Annotated in this window: 12 protein-coding genes; 4 read left to right on the top strand and 8 right to left on the bottom strand. The window is 64.7% G+C overall.

All coding sequences use genetic code 11. The features are described 5' to 3' along the window. On the bottom strand, positions 1–530 hold a 530-nt coding region (locus tag DUPY_RS25105; protein WP_141749665.1), incomplete at its 3' end, for a DNA-processing protein DprA. 8 nt (positions 531–538) lie between these two features. Then, positions 539–1642, bottom strand: a complete 1104-nt coding sequence (locus DUPY_RS25100; protein WP_070251880.1) for a LysM peptidoglycan-binding domain-containing protein — start codon at positions 1640–1642, stop codon at positions 539–541. A gap of 144 nt (positions 1643–1786) precedes the next feature. On the opposite strand from DUPY_RS25100, the gene def reads away from it, so the two are divergent. The 3 genes from def (at position 1787) to DUPY_RS25085 (ending at position 4024) form a co-directional block, all read left to right on the top strand. Continuing rightward, positions 1787–2329, top strand: a complete 543-nt coding sequence (gene def, locus DUPY_RS25095) for a peptide deformylase (RefSeq protein WP_070251879.1) — start codon at positions 1787–1789, stop codon at positions 2327–2329. Between the two features lie 14 nt (positions 2330–2343). Beyond that, on the top strand, positions 2344–3291 hold the full coding sequence (fmt, locus tag DUPY_RS25090; protein WP_070251878.1) for a methionyl-tRNA formyltransferase: 948 nt from the start codon (positions 2344–2346) through the stop codon (positions 3289–3291). A 94-nt stretch (positions 3292–3385) separates the two neighbouring features. After that, the gene (locus tag DUPY_RS25085) at positions 3386–4024 is read left to right on the top strand and encodes an NAD(P)H-dependent oxidoreductase (protein ID WP_070251877.1); all 639 of its coding nucleotides are present in this window, start codon (positions 3386–3388) and stop codon (positions 4022–4024) included. Here DUPY_RS25085 and DUPY_RS25080 read toward each other — a convergent pair. Further along, entirely contained in the window at positions 4021–4956 is a 936-nt protein-coding gene (locus DUPY_RS25080; RefSeq protein ID WP_070251876.1) for a DUF2145 domain-containing protein, read from the bottom strand. The genes DUPY_RS25085 and DUPY_RS25080 overlap by 4 nt on opposite strands. A 12-nt stretch (positions 4957–4968) precedes the next feature. After that, the gene (locus tag DUPY_RS25075; protein WP_070251875.1) at positions 4969–5448 is read right to left on the bottom strand and encodes a hypothetical protein; all 480 of its coding nucleotides are present in this window, start codon (positions 5446–5448) and stop codon (positions 4969–4971) included. A gap of 192 nt (positions 5449–5640) precedes the next feature. Between DUPY_RS25075 and metH the strand changes: the two genes are divergently transcribed. Next, positions 5641–9414, top strand: a complete 3774-nt coding sequence (gene metH, locus DUPY_RS25070; protein ID WP_070251883.1) for a methionine synthase — start codon at positions 5641–5643, stop codon at positions 9412–9414. Positions 9415–9436: 22 nt separating this feature from the next. On the opposite strand, the gene DUPY_RS25065 is transcribed toward metH, so the two are convergent. The 4 genes from DUPY_RS25065 to DUPY_RS25050 all read right to left on the bottom strand — a co-directional run bounded on the left by DUPY_RS25065 (position 9437) and on the right by DUPY_RS25050 (position 14033). After that, entirely contained in the window at positions 9437–10759 is a 1323-nt protein-coding gene (locus DUPY_RS25065) for an ABC transporter permease (RefSeq protein WP_070251874.1), read from the bottom strand. Between the two features lie 11 nt (positions 10760–10770). Further along, complete coding sequence (locus DUPY_RS25060; protein WP_084640887.1) at positions 10771–11721, bottom strand: ABC transporter ATP-binding protein; 951 nt, start codon at positions 11719–11721, stop codon at positions 10771–10773. Positions 11722–11880: 159 nt separating this feature from the next. Beyond that, positions 11881–13158 (bottom strand): EAL and HDOD domain-containing protein, encoded by a 1278-nt coding sequence (locus DUPY_RS25055; RefSeq protein WP_070251873.1) that lies wholly within the window; start codon positions 13156–13158, stop codon positions 11881–11883. Positions 13159–13238: 80 nt separating this feature from the next. Continuing rightward, positions 13239–14033 (bottom strand): class II glutamine amidotransferase, encoded by a 795-nt coding sequence (locus tag DUPY_RS25050; RefSeq protein ID WP_070251872.1) that lies wholly within the window; start codon positions 14031–14033, stop codon positions 13239–13241. Positions 14034–14055: the final 22 nt, after the last annotated feature.

Here is a 14055-nt window from a genome sequence, read left to right as displayed (position 1 = left end):
GCGCCGGCCAGGCCGCCGGCGTGGGCGGCGGCGTCGATGCCCAGCGCCAGCCCGGAGACGATGGTCACGCCCGCATCCGACAAGGCGCGCGCCATGCGTTCGGCGTTCTGCATGCCCATCAGGCTGGCGTTGCGCGAGCCGACCATGGCGACCGACAGGCGGTGCAGCAGCGCCGGGTTGCCCTTGACGTACAGCATCAACGGCGCGGCAGCGATCTGGCGCAGCAAGGCGGGATAATCGGGATGGTCCCAAGTGAGCAACAGGTTGCCCGGCTGCGCACGCCAGGCTTGGACGGCGTCGACCTGCGCGGCCAGGCTGGCGCACGGCGGCGCCAGCAGGGCGCGCGCCCTGGCCGGCTTGACGACGGCGCGCAGCGCATCGTCGCCAGCCTGGAAAATCGCTTCGGGCGTGCCGAAGCGCGCCAGCAGGTCGTGGGCAGTGATCAGGCCCACGCCGTCGGTCTGCTCGAGGCGCAACCAGGCGGCCAGCGCGGACGCCGTGGGCAGTGGGGAGGTTTCCGTGGCTTGCACGGCAGGTTTTACTCCGGCGAGGTGGCGGTGTCGCCCACGACCACGGGCGCTGTCGCCTGCATGATCAGGCCGTAGGATACGCGGCCGAACACGCGGAAGATAAACAGGCTGCCCACCTGTTCGTCGGGCAACCTGACCTGCTGTTCGCGGCCGAACCAGCCGGTGGGGGCGGTCGAGTCGCGGACAGTTTTCCCCGCATGATACAGACGCAACACGGAGCCGATATCGAGTCCGTCAAGCTTGCCGCGATTAATGCTGACAATCTGGTTGCGCCCGGCGTAAGTGACGCCGCCGTGCACGGACAGCACCTTCGCAGCGATCCTGGTGGCGGGCGCGTGCGGCACGTAGTTTTGCGCCGGCGCCGGCGCCAACGCTATCAACTGGTCGCCCTTGCCCATTTCCTCCCTGGTACTGGTGGCGCGCACCGTGTGCACATCGCTGCCCGCACCGGCCCTGGCCTGCACCGTCACCGTGCCTAAATAATAGGCTTCGTGCGCCAGCACCTGGCCGCTGTCCGGGTCTTGCAACGGCCGGCCCGGGCGATACACCTGGAACGTGGTGACGCCGCCGAGGTCGCCGCGCACATACGCTTTATCACCCTGGCCGATGAACACGTGGCCGTCTTCGGTGGCGACGATGCGCGGCGCCCGGGCCAGTTCGTCGTTTTCGATGATCAATGGCTGCGACAGGAACGGTTCGATCGCCGCCGGCGCTATCGAGGGGATGGCGCCGGCGTCCACGGCCGAGCTGCGCACGGCCGGCGAGCGGCGCTCGGTGGCCACTCCGGGTGCATTGCCGGCGGCAGTGTTGTCACCGAGCCGCAGGCGGCCGGCGGCGCGGTCGAACCAGATCACCTGGTCCGGGTAGATCCAGTGCGGGTTGGCAATATCATCACGGTTCATGTCCCACACCGTGGGCCAGCACCAGGGCTGCTGGAGGAACTGGCCGGCGATATCCCACAGGGTATCGCCGCGCACGACCACGTGACGGTCGGGGGCATCGGCACGGAACTGGCAGGCGGCAGGGGCGGCAGGGGTGGCAAGTGCCGGTGCGGCTGCGCCAAATAACAGGGCTGCCGCAAAGCATGGGCCGACTGTGATAAAATTTTTCATTCGCGATCCAATCGATGCGGCAGCAAGTGTTGCCCGTGTTGAATCAAATTCTGCCCACAAACCCCTGAACTAGCAAGCAAAACAGCGCCCGCCCCTGCGGCGTGATGGCGCGTTTGCACTACCACTACAGCACCTGATAAAACTATGGCCATCCTGAACATTCTGCGTTACCCCGATCCACGCCTGCACAAGGTTGCCAAGCCGGTCACGGTTTTCGATGAGCGCCTGGAAAAACTGGTGGCCGACATGGCCGAGACCATGTACGACGCGCCCGGCGTCGGCCTGGCCGCGTCGCAGGTGGACGTGCACGAGCAGGTGGTCGTGATCGACATCACCGAAGAGAAAAACGCGCTGGTCGCGTACATCAACCCGGAAATCCTGTGGGCCAGCGACGACAAGCAGGTCTACGACGAAGGCTGCCTGTCGGTGCCGGGCATCTACGACGGCGTCGAGCGGCCGTCGAAGATCAAGGTGCGCGCCTATGACGTCAAGGGCCAGCCGTTCGAAGTGGACGCCGATGGCCTGCTGGCCGTGTGCATCCAGCACGAGATGGACCACCTGAAGGGCAAGGTCTTCGTCGAATACCTGTCGCCACTCAAGCGCAACCGCATCAAGGCCAAGCTGCAAAAGGAAGAACGCGGCATGGAGCGCGAAGCGGCGCTGCGCGCCCAGGGCCGTCGCTACTAATATAGAAAGCGCAGATGAAGATCGTCTTTGCCGGCACCCCGGAGTTTGCCGCCGTCGCCCTGCAGGCCCTGCACGAAGCAGGCTTCGAGATCGCGCTGGTGCTCACCCAGCCCGACCGCCCCGCCGGCCGCGGCATGCAATTGCAGCCGTCGGCGGTGAAGCAGTATGCGCTGGCGCATGGCATGGAAGTGCTGCAGCCGCTGTCGCTGCGCACCGACAGCCGTGATCCGGTGCGCGCCGAGCAGGCGCTGGCCGCGCACGAACGGCTGCTGAATACGCCGTACGAGGTGATGGTGGTGGCCGCCTACGGCCTGATCCTGCCGGTGAGCACGCTCGACATCAAGCCTTGCCTGAACATCCACGGTTCGCTGCTGCCGCGCTGGCGCGGCGCCGCGCCGATCCACCGCGCCATCGAAGCCGGTGACACCGAGACTGGCGTCACCATCATGGAGATGGAAGAAGGCCTCGATACCGGCCCGATGCTGCTGACGGAAAAAATCGCCATCGGCCCGCACGACACCACCGGCATGGTGCACGACAAGCTCGCCGCCCTGGGCGGCAAGATGATCGTCGAAGCGCTGCATAAAATGAAACATGGTGAACTTGACGCCGTGGTTCAGCCCGCGGCAGGCGTCAACTACGCCGCCAAGATCAGCAAGGAAGAAGCGGCGCTCGATTTCAGCCTGCCGGCGATCGAACTCGATCGCAAGATCCGCGCCTTCAACCCGTTCCCCGGCGCCCATGGCGCCGTGAACGGCGTGGTGGTCAAGCTGTGGGGCGCCGAAGTGGTCGATGGCGCCGGCACGCCGGGCCAGGTGCTGGCGGCCGACGCCCACGGCATCGTGGTCGCGTGCGGCGCCGGTGCGCTGCGCCTGACCACGCTGCAAAAGCCGGGCGGCAAGCGCCTGCCAGCCGGCGAGTTCATCAAGGGCTTTGCGCTCGAAGGCCAGACTTTCGTCTGATAGCTCACGCTCGGCCCCCGTCACCTCGGGCGGACTCGTACGCGGATTTGCAAGTTGGCTTACACTGGTCAACCAACATTCCACTGGAGCTACGATGTCCGACCTGATAGCCAAACTGAACTGGCGCTACGCCACCAAGAAATACAATCCCGCCAAAGTCCTGGAACAGGACAAGCTTGACCGCATTTTAGAGGCGATCCGCCTGGCCCCAACCTCGTCCGGCCTGCAGCCGTTCGAAGTGCTGGTCGTGAAAAACCCCGACCTGCGCGCCAAGATCCGCGCCGTGGCATGGAACCAGCAAGGCGTGAGCGAAGCGTCGCACCTGCTGGTGTTCGCGGCCTGGGACGACATCACCGAAGAACGCATCGACATGATGTTCGACATGACCAACGAGCAGCGCGGCTTCATCAATGAAGGCTGGGAAGCCTACCGCAAGCAGTTGAAAGGCATCGTTGCCTCCCGCACCCTCGAACAGAATGCCGAAGCCGCCGCACGCCAGGTATATATCGCGCTGGGCCTGGCCATGGTCGCTGCCGCCTTCGAAGAAGTCGACAGCACCCCGATGGAAGGCTTCGATCCGAAAGCCGTGGACGAGATCCTGGGCCTGGGCGAGCGCAAGCTGAAAAGCGTGGTGATCCTGCCGCTGGGCTACCGCGAAGCCGAAGGTGACTGGCTCGCTGGCCTGAAAAAGGTCCGTCGCCCGATGAACCAGGTCGTCTCCGAAATCGCTTAATCGTTTAGCGATATCACCCGGTCGCCAGCCTCCGGTACACAGCCGTCGGCGATCGGCTTCCAGCCGTGGCGCACCACTACCTGCTTGTCGTCGTGGCACAGTTCCACCCGCGCGCTGGCGGGAAAGCGATAGCGGATAAACCGCTCGAGCGCCGCCGGCAAGCTGACCAGCAGTTGCCGCGCCGCACGGTCGTGGTCGGGGTGGTCGTCCAGGTGCAGCAGCGGCACCACACGCCCGGCCTGCATCAGCCACCACGAATCGACCACCACCGGCGCCGGCGTGTAGCGCGCCTGGCGCAGCCAGTCCTGGGCACGCGCGCGCAAGTCGTTACCATCCGCCAGGTCGCCCCAGCCGGCGGCCAGCATCTCCACCACCCATTGATTGCAATTCTGGTAGCGCGTGCCGAAGGCATAGGCGTTGGCGCTGTACTGCGCGGCCAGCAGGTGGGCCACGCGCGGGCCGTCGAGCAGGGCTGGGCGCAGCGCCAGCACCGCCTCGGGCGGCAGGCGCACGATGCTCAGGTAGCCTAGATTGGGGTCGTCGGTGCCCATCGCAAAACCGGCCAGGCCCTGGTCGAAGATGCGCGGGCGGCGTTCGTCGCAGGCGTAATAAAGCTGGCGCGCGGCCCACACGCCGGCGTCGGAGCGCCAGGCCAGCGCCGCGTGCGAATAACGGATGCCGAAGCGCGAGAGGTCGAGGCCGGAGCGGCTGACCAAGGCCACGCTGTCGCCCTCCCCTTCAGGGCCTGACAATTCTTCGCGCAGCACGCCGGCAAAGCGCAGCAGGCGGCTTTGTTCGGCGGCGGTCAGTTCGTGCGAGCGGTCGCAGAAGCGCGAGACGCCTGCGCCGTCGGACAGGCTGCCAGCGTGGGCGCTGCCAGCAGTTGCCAACAGCGCCAGCCAGGCCAGCGCCAGCGTGGCAAACAGCTTCAAGGCGTTACAGCGTTACAGCGTGACCGGGCGCGAGGCCAGCTCGCCATACCATTCGTCGGCCAGCACCAGGTAGAACGGCTGGCGGTTGTCGATGCGACCGAACTCGATGCCGTAGACGCGGTTCTGCGCATACAGTGCATCGCCGGCAGCCAGCTTCTGCTGGCTGAACGTCGCCTGCGGCAGGTCCAGCACCACGCGCTGCTGGCCGTCGCCTTCGCGCTGCAGGGTCAGGCGGGTACGCTCGGCGCCGCCTTTGACGCCTGGCGTGACGCCGATCTCGAGGATCCGGTAGTTACCGTCCGCCACCTTGCGCTTGTCGCCGCTCGAGCTGTTGCTCGAATCGCCCAGCGAGTCCGACACGCTGCCGCTCGACGCCGAGCCGGCGCTGGACGCCGACGAGGCGACACTCTCGGCGCGGGCGGTGCCGGCGGCCACGGCAAAAGCCAGCGCGCCGGCCACGGCGGCCAGGCGGAATAAGGAAGAATGGGACATTGGTATCCTTGGAGAGTGGGATGGCAAAGACTTGAGTATAAGCGAAGAGCAACATTGGCAAAACAGGAGATTGTTGCTTCAACGCTGCGGTCGGCTGAAGCTTATTCAGCAATGCCGTATAATTTTAGACCCGCGCTGTCCCTGCCCCATCTCTGAAAGTACCAAATGAATAACAACGTGTTCCGTCCCGTCATGTCCAAGGCCGATGCCCAGCTGCGTGAGATCCTCGCGCGCCGCATCATGATCCTCGACGGCGCGATGGGCACCATCATCCAGCAGTACAAGCTCGATGAGACCGCCTACCGTGGCGGCCCCGCCGGGCGCTTCATCGACTTCGCCGCGCCGGCCGGCAGCGGCGCGCGCGAGCTGTTCGTCAAGGGTAACAACGAGCTGCTCACGCTGACGCAGCCGCAGATCATCCAGGAAATCCACGAGCGCTACCTGGCCGCTGGCGCCGACCTGATCGAAACCAATACTTTCGGCGCCACCACCATCGCCCAGGACGACTATCACATGGCCCACCTGGCCTACGAGATGAACCTGCAGGCCGCCAGGCTGGCGCGCGCCGCGTGCGACAAGTACAGCAGCGCCGACAAGCCGCGCTTCGTCGCCGGCGCGCTCGGCCCCACGCCCAAGACCGCGTCGATCTCGCCGGATGTGAACGACCCCGCCGCGCGCAACGTCACGTTCGACCAATTGGTCGATGCCTACCACGAGCAGACCCGCGCGCTGGTCGCCGGCGGCGTCGATGTGCTGCTGGTCGAAACCATTTTCGATACCTTGAACTGCAAGGCCGCGCTGTTCGCCATCGAAAAATTCTACGACGAGAACCCGTCCCAGGAACGCCTGCCGCTGATGATCTCGGGCACCGTGACCGATGCCTCGGGCCGGATCCTGTCCGGCCAGACCGTGCCGGCGTTCTGGAACTCGGTGCGCCACGCACGCCCGCTCACCATCGGCCTCAATTGCGCGCTGGGCGCAGCGCTGATGCGACCTTACGCCCAGGAGCTGTCGCAGATCGCCGATACTTTTGTGTGCATCTACCCCAACGCCGGCCTGCCCAACCCGATGAGCGACACCGGCTTCGACGAGCTGCCGGCCGATACCTCGGCGCTGCTGCGCGAATTCGCCGAAGCCGGTTTCGTCAACATCGCCGGCGGCTGCTGCGGCACCACGCCCGACCACATTGCCGCCATCGGCGAAATCCTGGCCAGGACCGAACCGCGCGCGGTGCCGCAGGTGCCGGTCGCCCAGCGCCTGTCGGGCCTGGAACCATTCACCATCGACGAGAGCTCACTGTTCGTCAACGTCGGCGAGCGTACCAACGTCACCGGCTCGAAAGCGTTCGCGCGCATGATTCTCAACGAGCAGTACGACGAAGCCTTGAGCGTGGCGCGCCAGCAGGTGGAAAACGGCGCCCAGGTCATCGACATCAACATGGACGAAGCGATGCTCGATTCGCTGGCGGCCATGACGCGCTTTCTGAACCTGATTGCCTCCGAGCCCGACATCTCGCGCGTGCCGATCATGATCGACTCGTCGAAATGGTCGGTGATCGAGGCGGGCCTCAAGTGCGTGCAGGGCAAGTCGATCGTCAACTCGATCTCGATGAAGGAAGGCGAGGAAGAATTCATCCGCCAGGCCAAATTGTGCCTGGCCTACGGCGCGGCCGTCATCGTCATGGCCTTCGATGAAAAAGGCCAGGCCGACACCTTCGAGCGCAAGATCGAAATCTGCGAGCGCGCCTACAAACTGCTGACCAACACCGTTGGCTTCCCGCCCGAAGACATCATTTTCGATCCGAACATTTTCGCCATTGCCACCGGCATCGAAGAGCACAACAACTACGCGGTGGACTTCATCAACGCCACGCGCTGGATCAAGGAGAACCTGCCGCACGCGAAGATCTCGGGCGGCGTCTCCAACGTGTCGTTCTCGTTCCGTGGCAACGACCCGGCGCGCGAAGCGATCCACACCGTGTTCCTGTACCACGCCATCAAGGCCGGCATGACCATGGGCATCGTCAACGCCGGCATGGTGGGCGTCTATGACGACCTGCCGGCCGAGCTGCGCGAACGGGTGGAAGACGTGGTGCTCAACCGCCGCGACGACGCCACCGAGCGCATGATCGATATCGCCGGCACCCTGAAGGCAGGCGCCGGCAAGCAGGATGCGCAAAACCTCGAATGGCGCGACGCGCCGGTGGAAAAACGCCTGGCGCACGCGCTGGTGCACGGCATCACCCAGTTCATCACCGACGATACCGAAGAGATGCGCCAGCAGGTGCTCGCTGCCAACGGCCGCCCGATCCACGTGATCGAAGGCCCGCTGATGGACGGCATGAACATCGTCGGCGACCTGTTCGGCCAGGGCAAGATGTTCCTGCCGCAGGTCGTGAAATCGGCGCGCGTGATGAAGCAGGCGGTGGCCCACCTGATTCCGTACATCGAGGAAGAAAAGCTGGCCGAGGAAAAGCGCACCGGCATCGTCGCCAAACCGAAGGGCAAGATCGTCATGGCCACCGTCAAGGGCGACGTGCACGACATCGGCAAGAACATCGTTACCGTGGTCCTGCAGTGTAATAATTTCGAAGTGGTGAACATGGGCGTGATGGTGCCCTGCTCCGAAATCCTGGCGCGCGCCAAGCTGGAAAACGCCGACATCATCGGCCTCTCGGGCCTGATCACGCCGTCGCTCGAAGAGATGGCGTACGTGGCCAAGGAGATGCAGCGCGACGACCACTTCCGCATGTTGAAAATTCCGCTGCTGATCGGCGGCGCCACCACCAGCCGCGCCCACACGGCGGTGAAAATCGCCCACAACTACGAGGGTCCGGTGGTGTACGTGCCCGATGCCTCGCGGTCGGTATCGGTGGCGCAGTCGCTGCTCACGCCCGAGAGCCGCGAGCAGTACATCCAGGAGATCACCGACGACTACCAGCGCATCCGCGAGCAGCACGCCAACAAGAAGGCGCTGCCGATCCTGTCGATCAAGGATGCACGCGCCAACAAGATGAAGCTGTCGTTCGAGGGCGCGTGCGCGCCGGTCAAGCCTAAATTCATCGGCCGCCGCGAGTTCCGCAATATCGACCTGGCGCTGATCGCCAGGTATATCGACTGGGGTCCGTTCTTCCAGACCTGGGACCTGGCCGGCCCGTTCCCCGCCATCCTCACCGACGAGGTGGTAGGCGAAGCGGCCACCAAGGTGTTCGAAGAAGGCCAGGCCATGCTGAAAAAGCTGATCGACGGCCGCTGGCTCACCGCCAACGGCGTGATCTCGCTGCTGCCGGCCAATTCGGTCAACGACGACGATATCGAAGTCTATACCGACGACACCCGCAGCACCGTGGACTTCACGTATTACGGCTTGCGCCAGCAGGGCGTCAAGCCCGTGGTCGATGGCGTGCAGCGGCCGAACCAGTGCCTGTCCGACTTCATCGCGCCGAAAGAGTCAGGCATCAAGGACTATATCGGCATGTTCGCGGTGACGGCTGGTTTGGGCATCGACAAGTACGAAAAGCGCTTCGAGGATGCCCATGACGACTACTCGTCGATCATGCTCAAGTCGCTGGCCGACCGCCTGGCCGAAGCGTTTGCCGAATACCTGCACGAGCGCGTACGGAAAGACTTGTGGGGCTATGCGTCCGATGAAGCGCTGACCAACGAGGAAATGATAGCCGAGAAATACCTGGGCATCCGCCCGGCGCCAGGCTACCCGGCCAACCCGGAACACACGGTCAAGCGCGAGATGTTCAATACCATGCAGGCCGAGGACATCGGCATGGTGCTGACCGAGTCGTACGCGATGTACCCGGGCGCCGCCGTTTCCGGCTTCTACTTTGCGCACCCGGAATCGAAGTACTTCGTGGTCGGCAAGATCGGCGACGACCAGGTCAGCGACATGGCCAGGCGCCGTGGCGTGGACAAGGTGGAACTGGAGCGCTGGCTGGCGCCTAACTTGAGCTGAGTTGATTTAAACCGGCACTAACTTACCCGCGCCCGTCGCGGGTAAATTTTGCCACGGCCAGCCCACCGAACAGCACCGCAAACCCCAGCAGCACAGCAATCGATGGCGCCGCGCCGGCCAGTCCCAGGCCGCGCCAGGTCACGGCATCAAAACCGTCGATCGCCCAGCGCGTGGGCATCACCAGCGTGGCGGTCTGCATCCACTGCGGGAAGATGAACGACGGCACCCAGGCGCCGCCCAGCACCACCATGATCAGGGTCGCAAACACGGCGATGCCGCGCGCCGCTTCCGGCGTCTTGCCGAACGCCGCGATCAACAATCCGAACGATGCGGTCACCAGCGCGAAACCGACTGCCACGCCCAAAAAGCCGGCCAGGCTGCCCACCTGCACGCCGAACATCAGCGCCGCGCACAGGAAAATCGCGCACAGCAGGCCGACCGCGATCACGGTGGCCGACACCGCCCGCCCAGCCACCACGGTGGCCAGCGAGATCGGCGCGGCCAGCAGGCGGTTCCAGATGCCGAGCCGGCGCGCGGCCAGCATGGCGATGCCCATCTCGATGCCCATGAACAGGATGAACTGCACGCCCATGCCGCCGAACGAGTGGGCGTAGCCATTGTATTTGGGGCCGCTCGACAGCGCCTCGTCGCGGGTGGCGAACGGCATCGACATGCCGCCGGTCTCCAATTCGGCGCCAGCGGTGGCACCTGTGCGCGCCTTTTCCGCGTCGGCCACCGCACGCTGGTCCTGGAATTTTTTCAGGCTGTCGAGAAAGTCGCCCAGCTGCGCGGCAGCGGGGTCGGTGGGGGCCGCTGCGCGCACTTCGACCAGCTGCTTCTCCGTGGTGGCCGCACCGGCGCTGCCCATCACGGCCGCACTGGTGGTCTGCATCACCTGCTGCGTGAGCAGGCCTTTGACCATGGCCAGCACGGTCGACTGCGACGGGTCGTAGTACAGCGGCAGCTCGGGCTTGTTGCCCTTGGGGCCACCGAACAGCGCACTGTCGGCGGCGTCGCCGAAGCCGGCTGGAATCACCACTGCCACAGAAAGCTTACCGGCGCGGACCTTCTCCTGCGCCTGCGCCTCGGTCAGTTCCGTCACGCGCAGGGTGGGCTCGGCCTTCAGGCCGGCGGCGATCTTCTGGCCCGTGGCCGACTGGTCGAGCACCACCAGGCCGATGTCGATGGCGCCGGTGTTCGACTTCGAACTGCCGCCGAACAGCGAACCGAAAATCGCCGCCAGCAGCACCGGCATCAGCAAGTGCAGCATCAGCGCGCGCTTGTCGTTCACATACAGCAGCAAGTCCTTGCGGACCAAAGCCAGGAATGGCGTAATCGCGGTCATGGTGGTTCCCGTCAGTCGCGCAGGCTGCGACCGGTAAGGTTGAGGAAGATATTTTCCAGCGACGTGCGGGCGGTGGCAAAATGCAGCACCGGCGCATCCTGAATCTGCTGCGCGGCCAGCCAGGCCAGCACCGGCGCCGCATGGACGCTGGCGACCAGGTCGATATCGAGCGCGGCACCCTCCTGGCGCACCGTGGTCACGCCCGGCTGCGCGCGCAGCGCGTCCAGCAGCGATGCCGTCGGTGGCACCGCCAGTTCCACATGCAGCGCCGCCTGCGCGGGCAGGCGCTGGTACAGCGCGGCCGGGGTTTCATCGGCCAATACGCGGCCGCCGTCGATGATGACGATATGGTCGGCCAGCCGCTCGACCTCTTCCATGTAGTGGCTGGTGTAGATCAGCGAGCGGCCTTGCGCCTGCAAGGTTTCCAGCGTATCGAAGATGGCATTGCGGCTCTGCGGATCGACGCCGACGGTGGGCTCGTCGAGGATCAAGAGTTGCGGGTCGTGCAGCAGCGCGGCAGCGATATTGAGGCGGCGCTTCATGCCGCCGGAGAAGGTCGATGGCTTGTCGCGCGCGCGGTCTGCCAGGTTGACCAGCGCCAGCACGTCGTCGCAGCGCTGCTTGAGCTGCGCGCCTTTCAGGCCATACAGGGCGCCGAACAGCTTGAGATTTTCGATGGCGGCCAGGTCTTCGTACAGTGCCAGGTCCTGCGGCACGTAGCCGATGTTCGACTTGGCGGGACTGGCGCCCTGCCCGACCGGCGCGCCGCCCAGGAGAATTGCGCCGCTGTCGGGCCGCAGCAGGCCGCAGATCATGCTCACGGTCGTCGATTTGCCGGCGCCGTTGGGGCCGATCAGGCCGACGGTCTGGCCCTGCCGTACCTGGAACGACACGCCGTCCACCGCGCGCCGCTCACCGTACGATTTGCTGATGCCGTCCACCTGGAGCAATACCGAAGCCATGGCCGTCCTTGCTGTTTAATAGCTGACGAGCATAACTTTCTTGACATCCAGGCCGCAAGTTACATATTGGCAATCTCTCGTTTTTCCCCAACATACAACAATCGTCTCGGGTGCCTCGAAAACCGTAGCAAGCCGCGCAGTAGGTTGACGAGCGCCCCATCACAAAGCATAGCGGACGACGTTATCGCTCCATTCGAACGCGGCCAGTTCCAGCTCCACCAGTTCCTCTGCGCTGATCGCCAGTTCGCGCAGCGCCGGCAGCACCTGGTGGTCGAGTTCCTCGATCCGTTCCAGCGACTCCGCCAGGGTCAGCAGCTCGCCGTAGAAGCCGGTGCGGTCGAGCAAGGCCGCAGCAACGCTGTCGATCACGGGAATCTGGCCCAGGATTTCGTACATGGGCATGCCGAACAGCGTATCCATCAGCGACATGATGCCGACCGTAAAGGCGACATCGGCAGCGTGCGGCTCGCGCGGGCGCAGCTTGGTAGCCAGCAGTTCGAGCAGGCGGCCGCGCGTGGTGGCCAGCATCAGCAGCGGCGTCATGCTGTGGCCGCGCTTGCTCGGTTCGGCGTACAGCATGATTTGCAGCCAGCGCTGCAACTGGCGCCGGCCCAGCAGGGTCAGGGCCTGGCCCAGCGAGTCGATACGCTGGCGCGCGCCCACCGCCGGGGTGTTCACCAGGCGCAGCAGGTTCAGCGCGAGCGAGACGTCGCGCTTGATGGCGCGCTCGATCTCCGGGTTGTCGGCGTCGGACGTGACCAGTGTCATCAGCTCCATTACCGCCAGTTGCGACGGCGAGAGCTTCTTGCCGCTCATGATGACCGGCTTGGAAAAATAATAGCCCTGGAAATAGTCGAAGCCGAGGTCGAGCGCGTTCTTGAATTCCTCGCGCGTTTCCACCTTTTCCGCCACCAGCTTCTTGCGTTGCTGGTGGAACTGCGGCGCCAGCTGCATCAGCGTCGAGAGCGGCGTGTGGTGCACATCCATCTTGACGTATTGCACCAGCGGCAACAGCGCCGCATTTTGTCCTTGCGCGTGATCGCCGTGCAAGGCGAACTGGAAGCCGTGGCTGGCCAGTTCCTGCATACGCTGCTGCAACGCCGGGGTGGCCACCACGTCGTCGGCGATTTCCAGCACCACGCGCTGCGGCGGCAGGAAGGCGAAGATATCGGTCATCAGCACGTCCGCGTCGACATTGACGAAGCCGCGGGCGTCGCCGATGGTGCGCTCCATGCCGAGTTGCGAGGCGTGAGCGATCACGGCGGCGGTGGCGGACAGTTCGTCGGTGATCAGCGCCGGGCCGACCGGCTCGTTACGAAACAGTAATTCGTAGCCGAACAGCGCCTGGTTGCGGTCCAGGATGGGCTGGCGTCCCAGGTAAAATTCGTGCACGCGCAGCTTGGGCGCGCCGTCGTTGTTGGCAGAAAGATCGATCATGAGCTTGGGTCAGGAAGTGTACGCGGGTCGGCTTCCATTCTGACAGCAATACCTGCCAATGTCGCGGTCGCTTACCTGGTTTAACTGCTTTCTTCGCCGCTTTGCATCGTTTGTTGCGGCGCGCCATCAATAAACAGTTTCAGTTCACCGGGCGCGAAGGCAGTCCAGCGCTCGTTGGTGGTCAACGGCTCGGTCACGATCACCGCCACCCGGTCGTCTGGCGTGGTGACCTGGGCGAAGTCGACAGTGACATCCTCGTCCGACAACTTGGCGGTGTCGAACGGATGCTGGCGCACCAGGTAGTACAGGCTGGTGGAGCAATGGGCAAACAGTTCGCCGCCCGATGACAGCAGCATGTTGAAGGTGCCGTGGGTGGCGATCTCGGCCACCAGTGGCTGGAGCGCCGCGTGCAGGTCGTCGCGGGTAGGCCGCTGCTCGCCGAAACGGGCACGCAACTGCTGCAAAATATAGCAAAAGGCCCGCTCGCTGTCGGTGGTGCCCACCGGGCGGAAGGCGCCGTTGAGCAGCGGATTGAATTCCTTGAGGTCGCCGTTATGGGCGAATACCCAGTATTGGCCCCACAGTTCGCGCACGAACGGGTGGCAATTTTCCAGCGCCACCTGGCCCTGCGTGGCCTTGCGGATGTGGGCAATGACGTTGGTGGACTTGATCGGGTAGTTCTTGATCAGCTCAGCAATCGGCGACGCGACTGCGGCCTGGTGATCGACGAAGTGGCGCACACCGGCGCCCTCGAAAAAGGCGATGCCCCAGCCGTCGTGGTGGTGGTCGGTACGGCCGCCGCGCATGGCGAAGCCGGTAAAGCTGAACACAATGTCGGTCGGCACATTGCAGTTCATGCCCAGAAGTTGGCACATGGTGATCTCTTAAAATGAAGCT

The organism is Duganella phyllosphaerae, assembly GCF_001758785.1.
Taxonomy (GTDB): Bacteria; Pseudomonadota; Gammaproteobacteria; order Burkholderiales; family Burkholderiaceae_D; genus Rugamonas; species Rugamonas phyllosphaerae.
This window is presented reverse-complemented; position numbering and strand designations above follow the sequence as displayed.

Coding starts and splice junctions, on each gene's coding strand:
- DUPY_RS25060 (WP_084640887.1), bottom strand. CDS start 11,721: ATGGCTTCGGTATTGCTCCAGGTGGACGGCATCAGCAAATCGTACGGT.
- DUPY_RS25085 (WP_070251877.1), top strand. CDS start 3,386: ATGTCCGACCTGATAGCCAAACTGAACTGGCGCTACGCCACCAAGAAA.
- DUPY_RS25050 (WP_070251872.1), bottom strand. CDS start 14,033: ATGTGCCAACTTCTGGGCATGAACTGCAATGTGCCGACCGACATTGTG.
- DUPY_RS25055 (WP_070251873.1), bottom strand. CDS start 13,158: ATGATCGATCTTTCTGCCAACAACGACGGCGCGCCCAAGCTGCGCGTG.
- DUPY_RS25075 (WP_070251875.1), bottom strand. CDS start 5,448: ATGTCCCATTCTTCCTTATTCCGCCTGGCCGCCGTGGCCGGCGCGCTG.
- def (WP_070251879.1), top strand. CDS start 1,787: ATGGCCATCCTGAACATTCTGCGTTACCCCGATCCACGCCTGCACAAG.
- DUPY_RS25100 (WP_070251880.1), bottom strand. CDS start 1,642: ATGAAAAATTTTATCACAGTCGGCCCATGCTTTGCGGCAGCCCTGTTA.
- fmt (WP_070251878.1), top strand. CDS start 2,344: ATGAAGATCGTCTTTGCCGGCACCCCGGAGTTTGCCGCCGTCGCCCTG.
- DUPY_RS25065 (WP_070251874.1), bottom strand. CDS start 10,759: ATGACCGCGATTACGCCATTCCTGGCTTTGGTCCGCAAGGACTTGCTG.
- metH (WP_070251883.1), top strand. CDS start 5,641: ATGTCCAAGGCCGATGCCCAGCTGCGTGAGATCCTCGCGCGCCGCATC.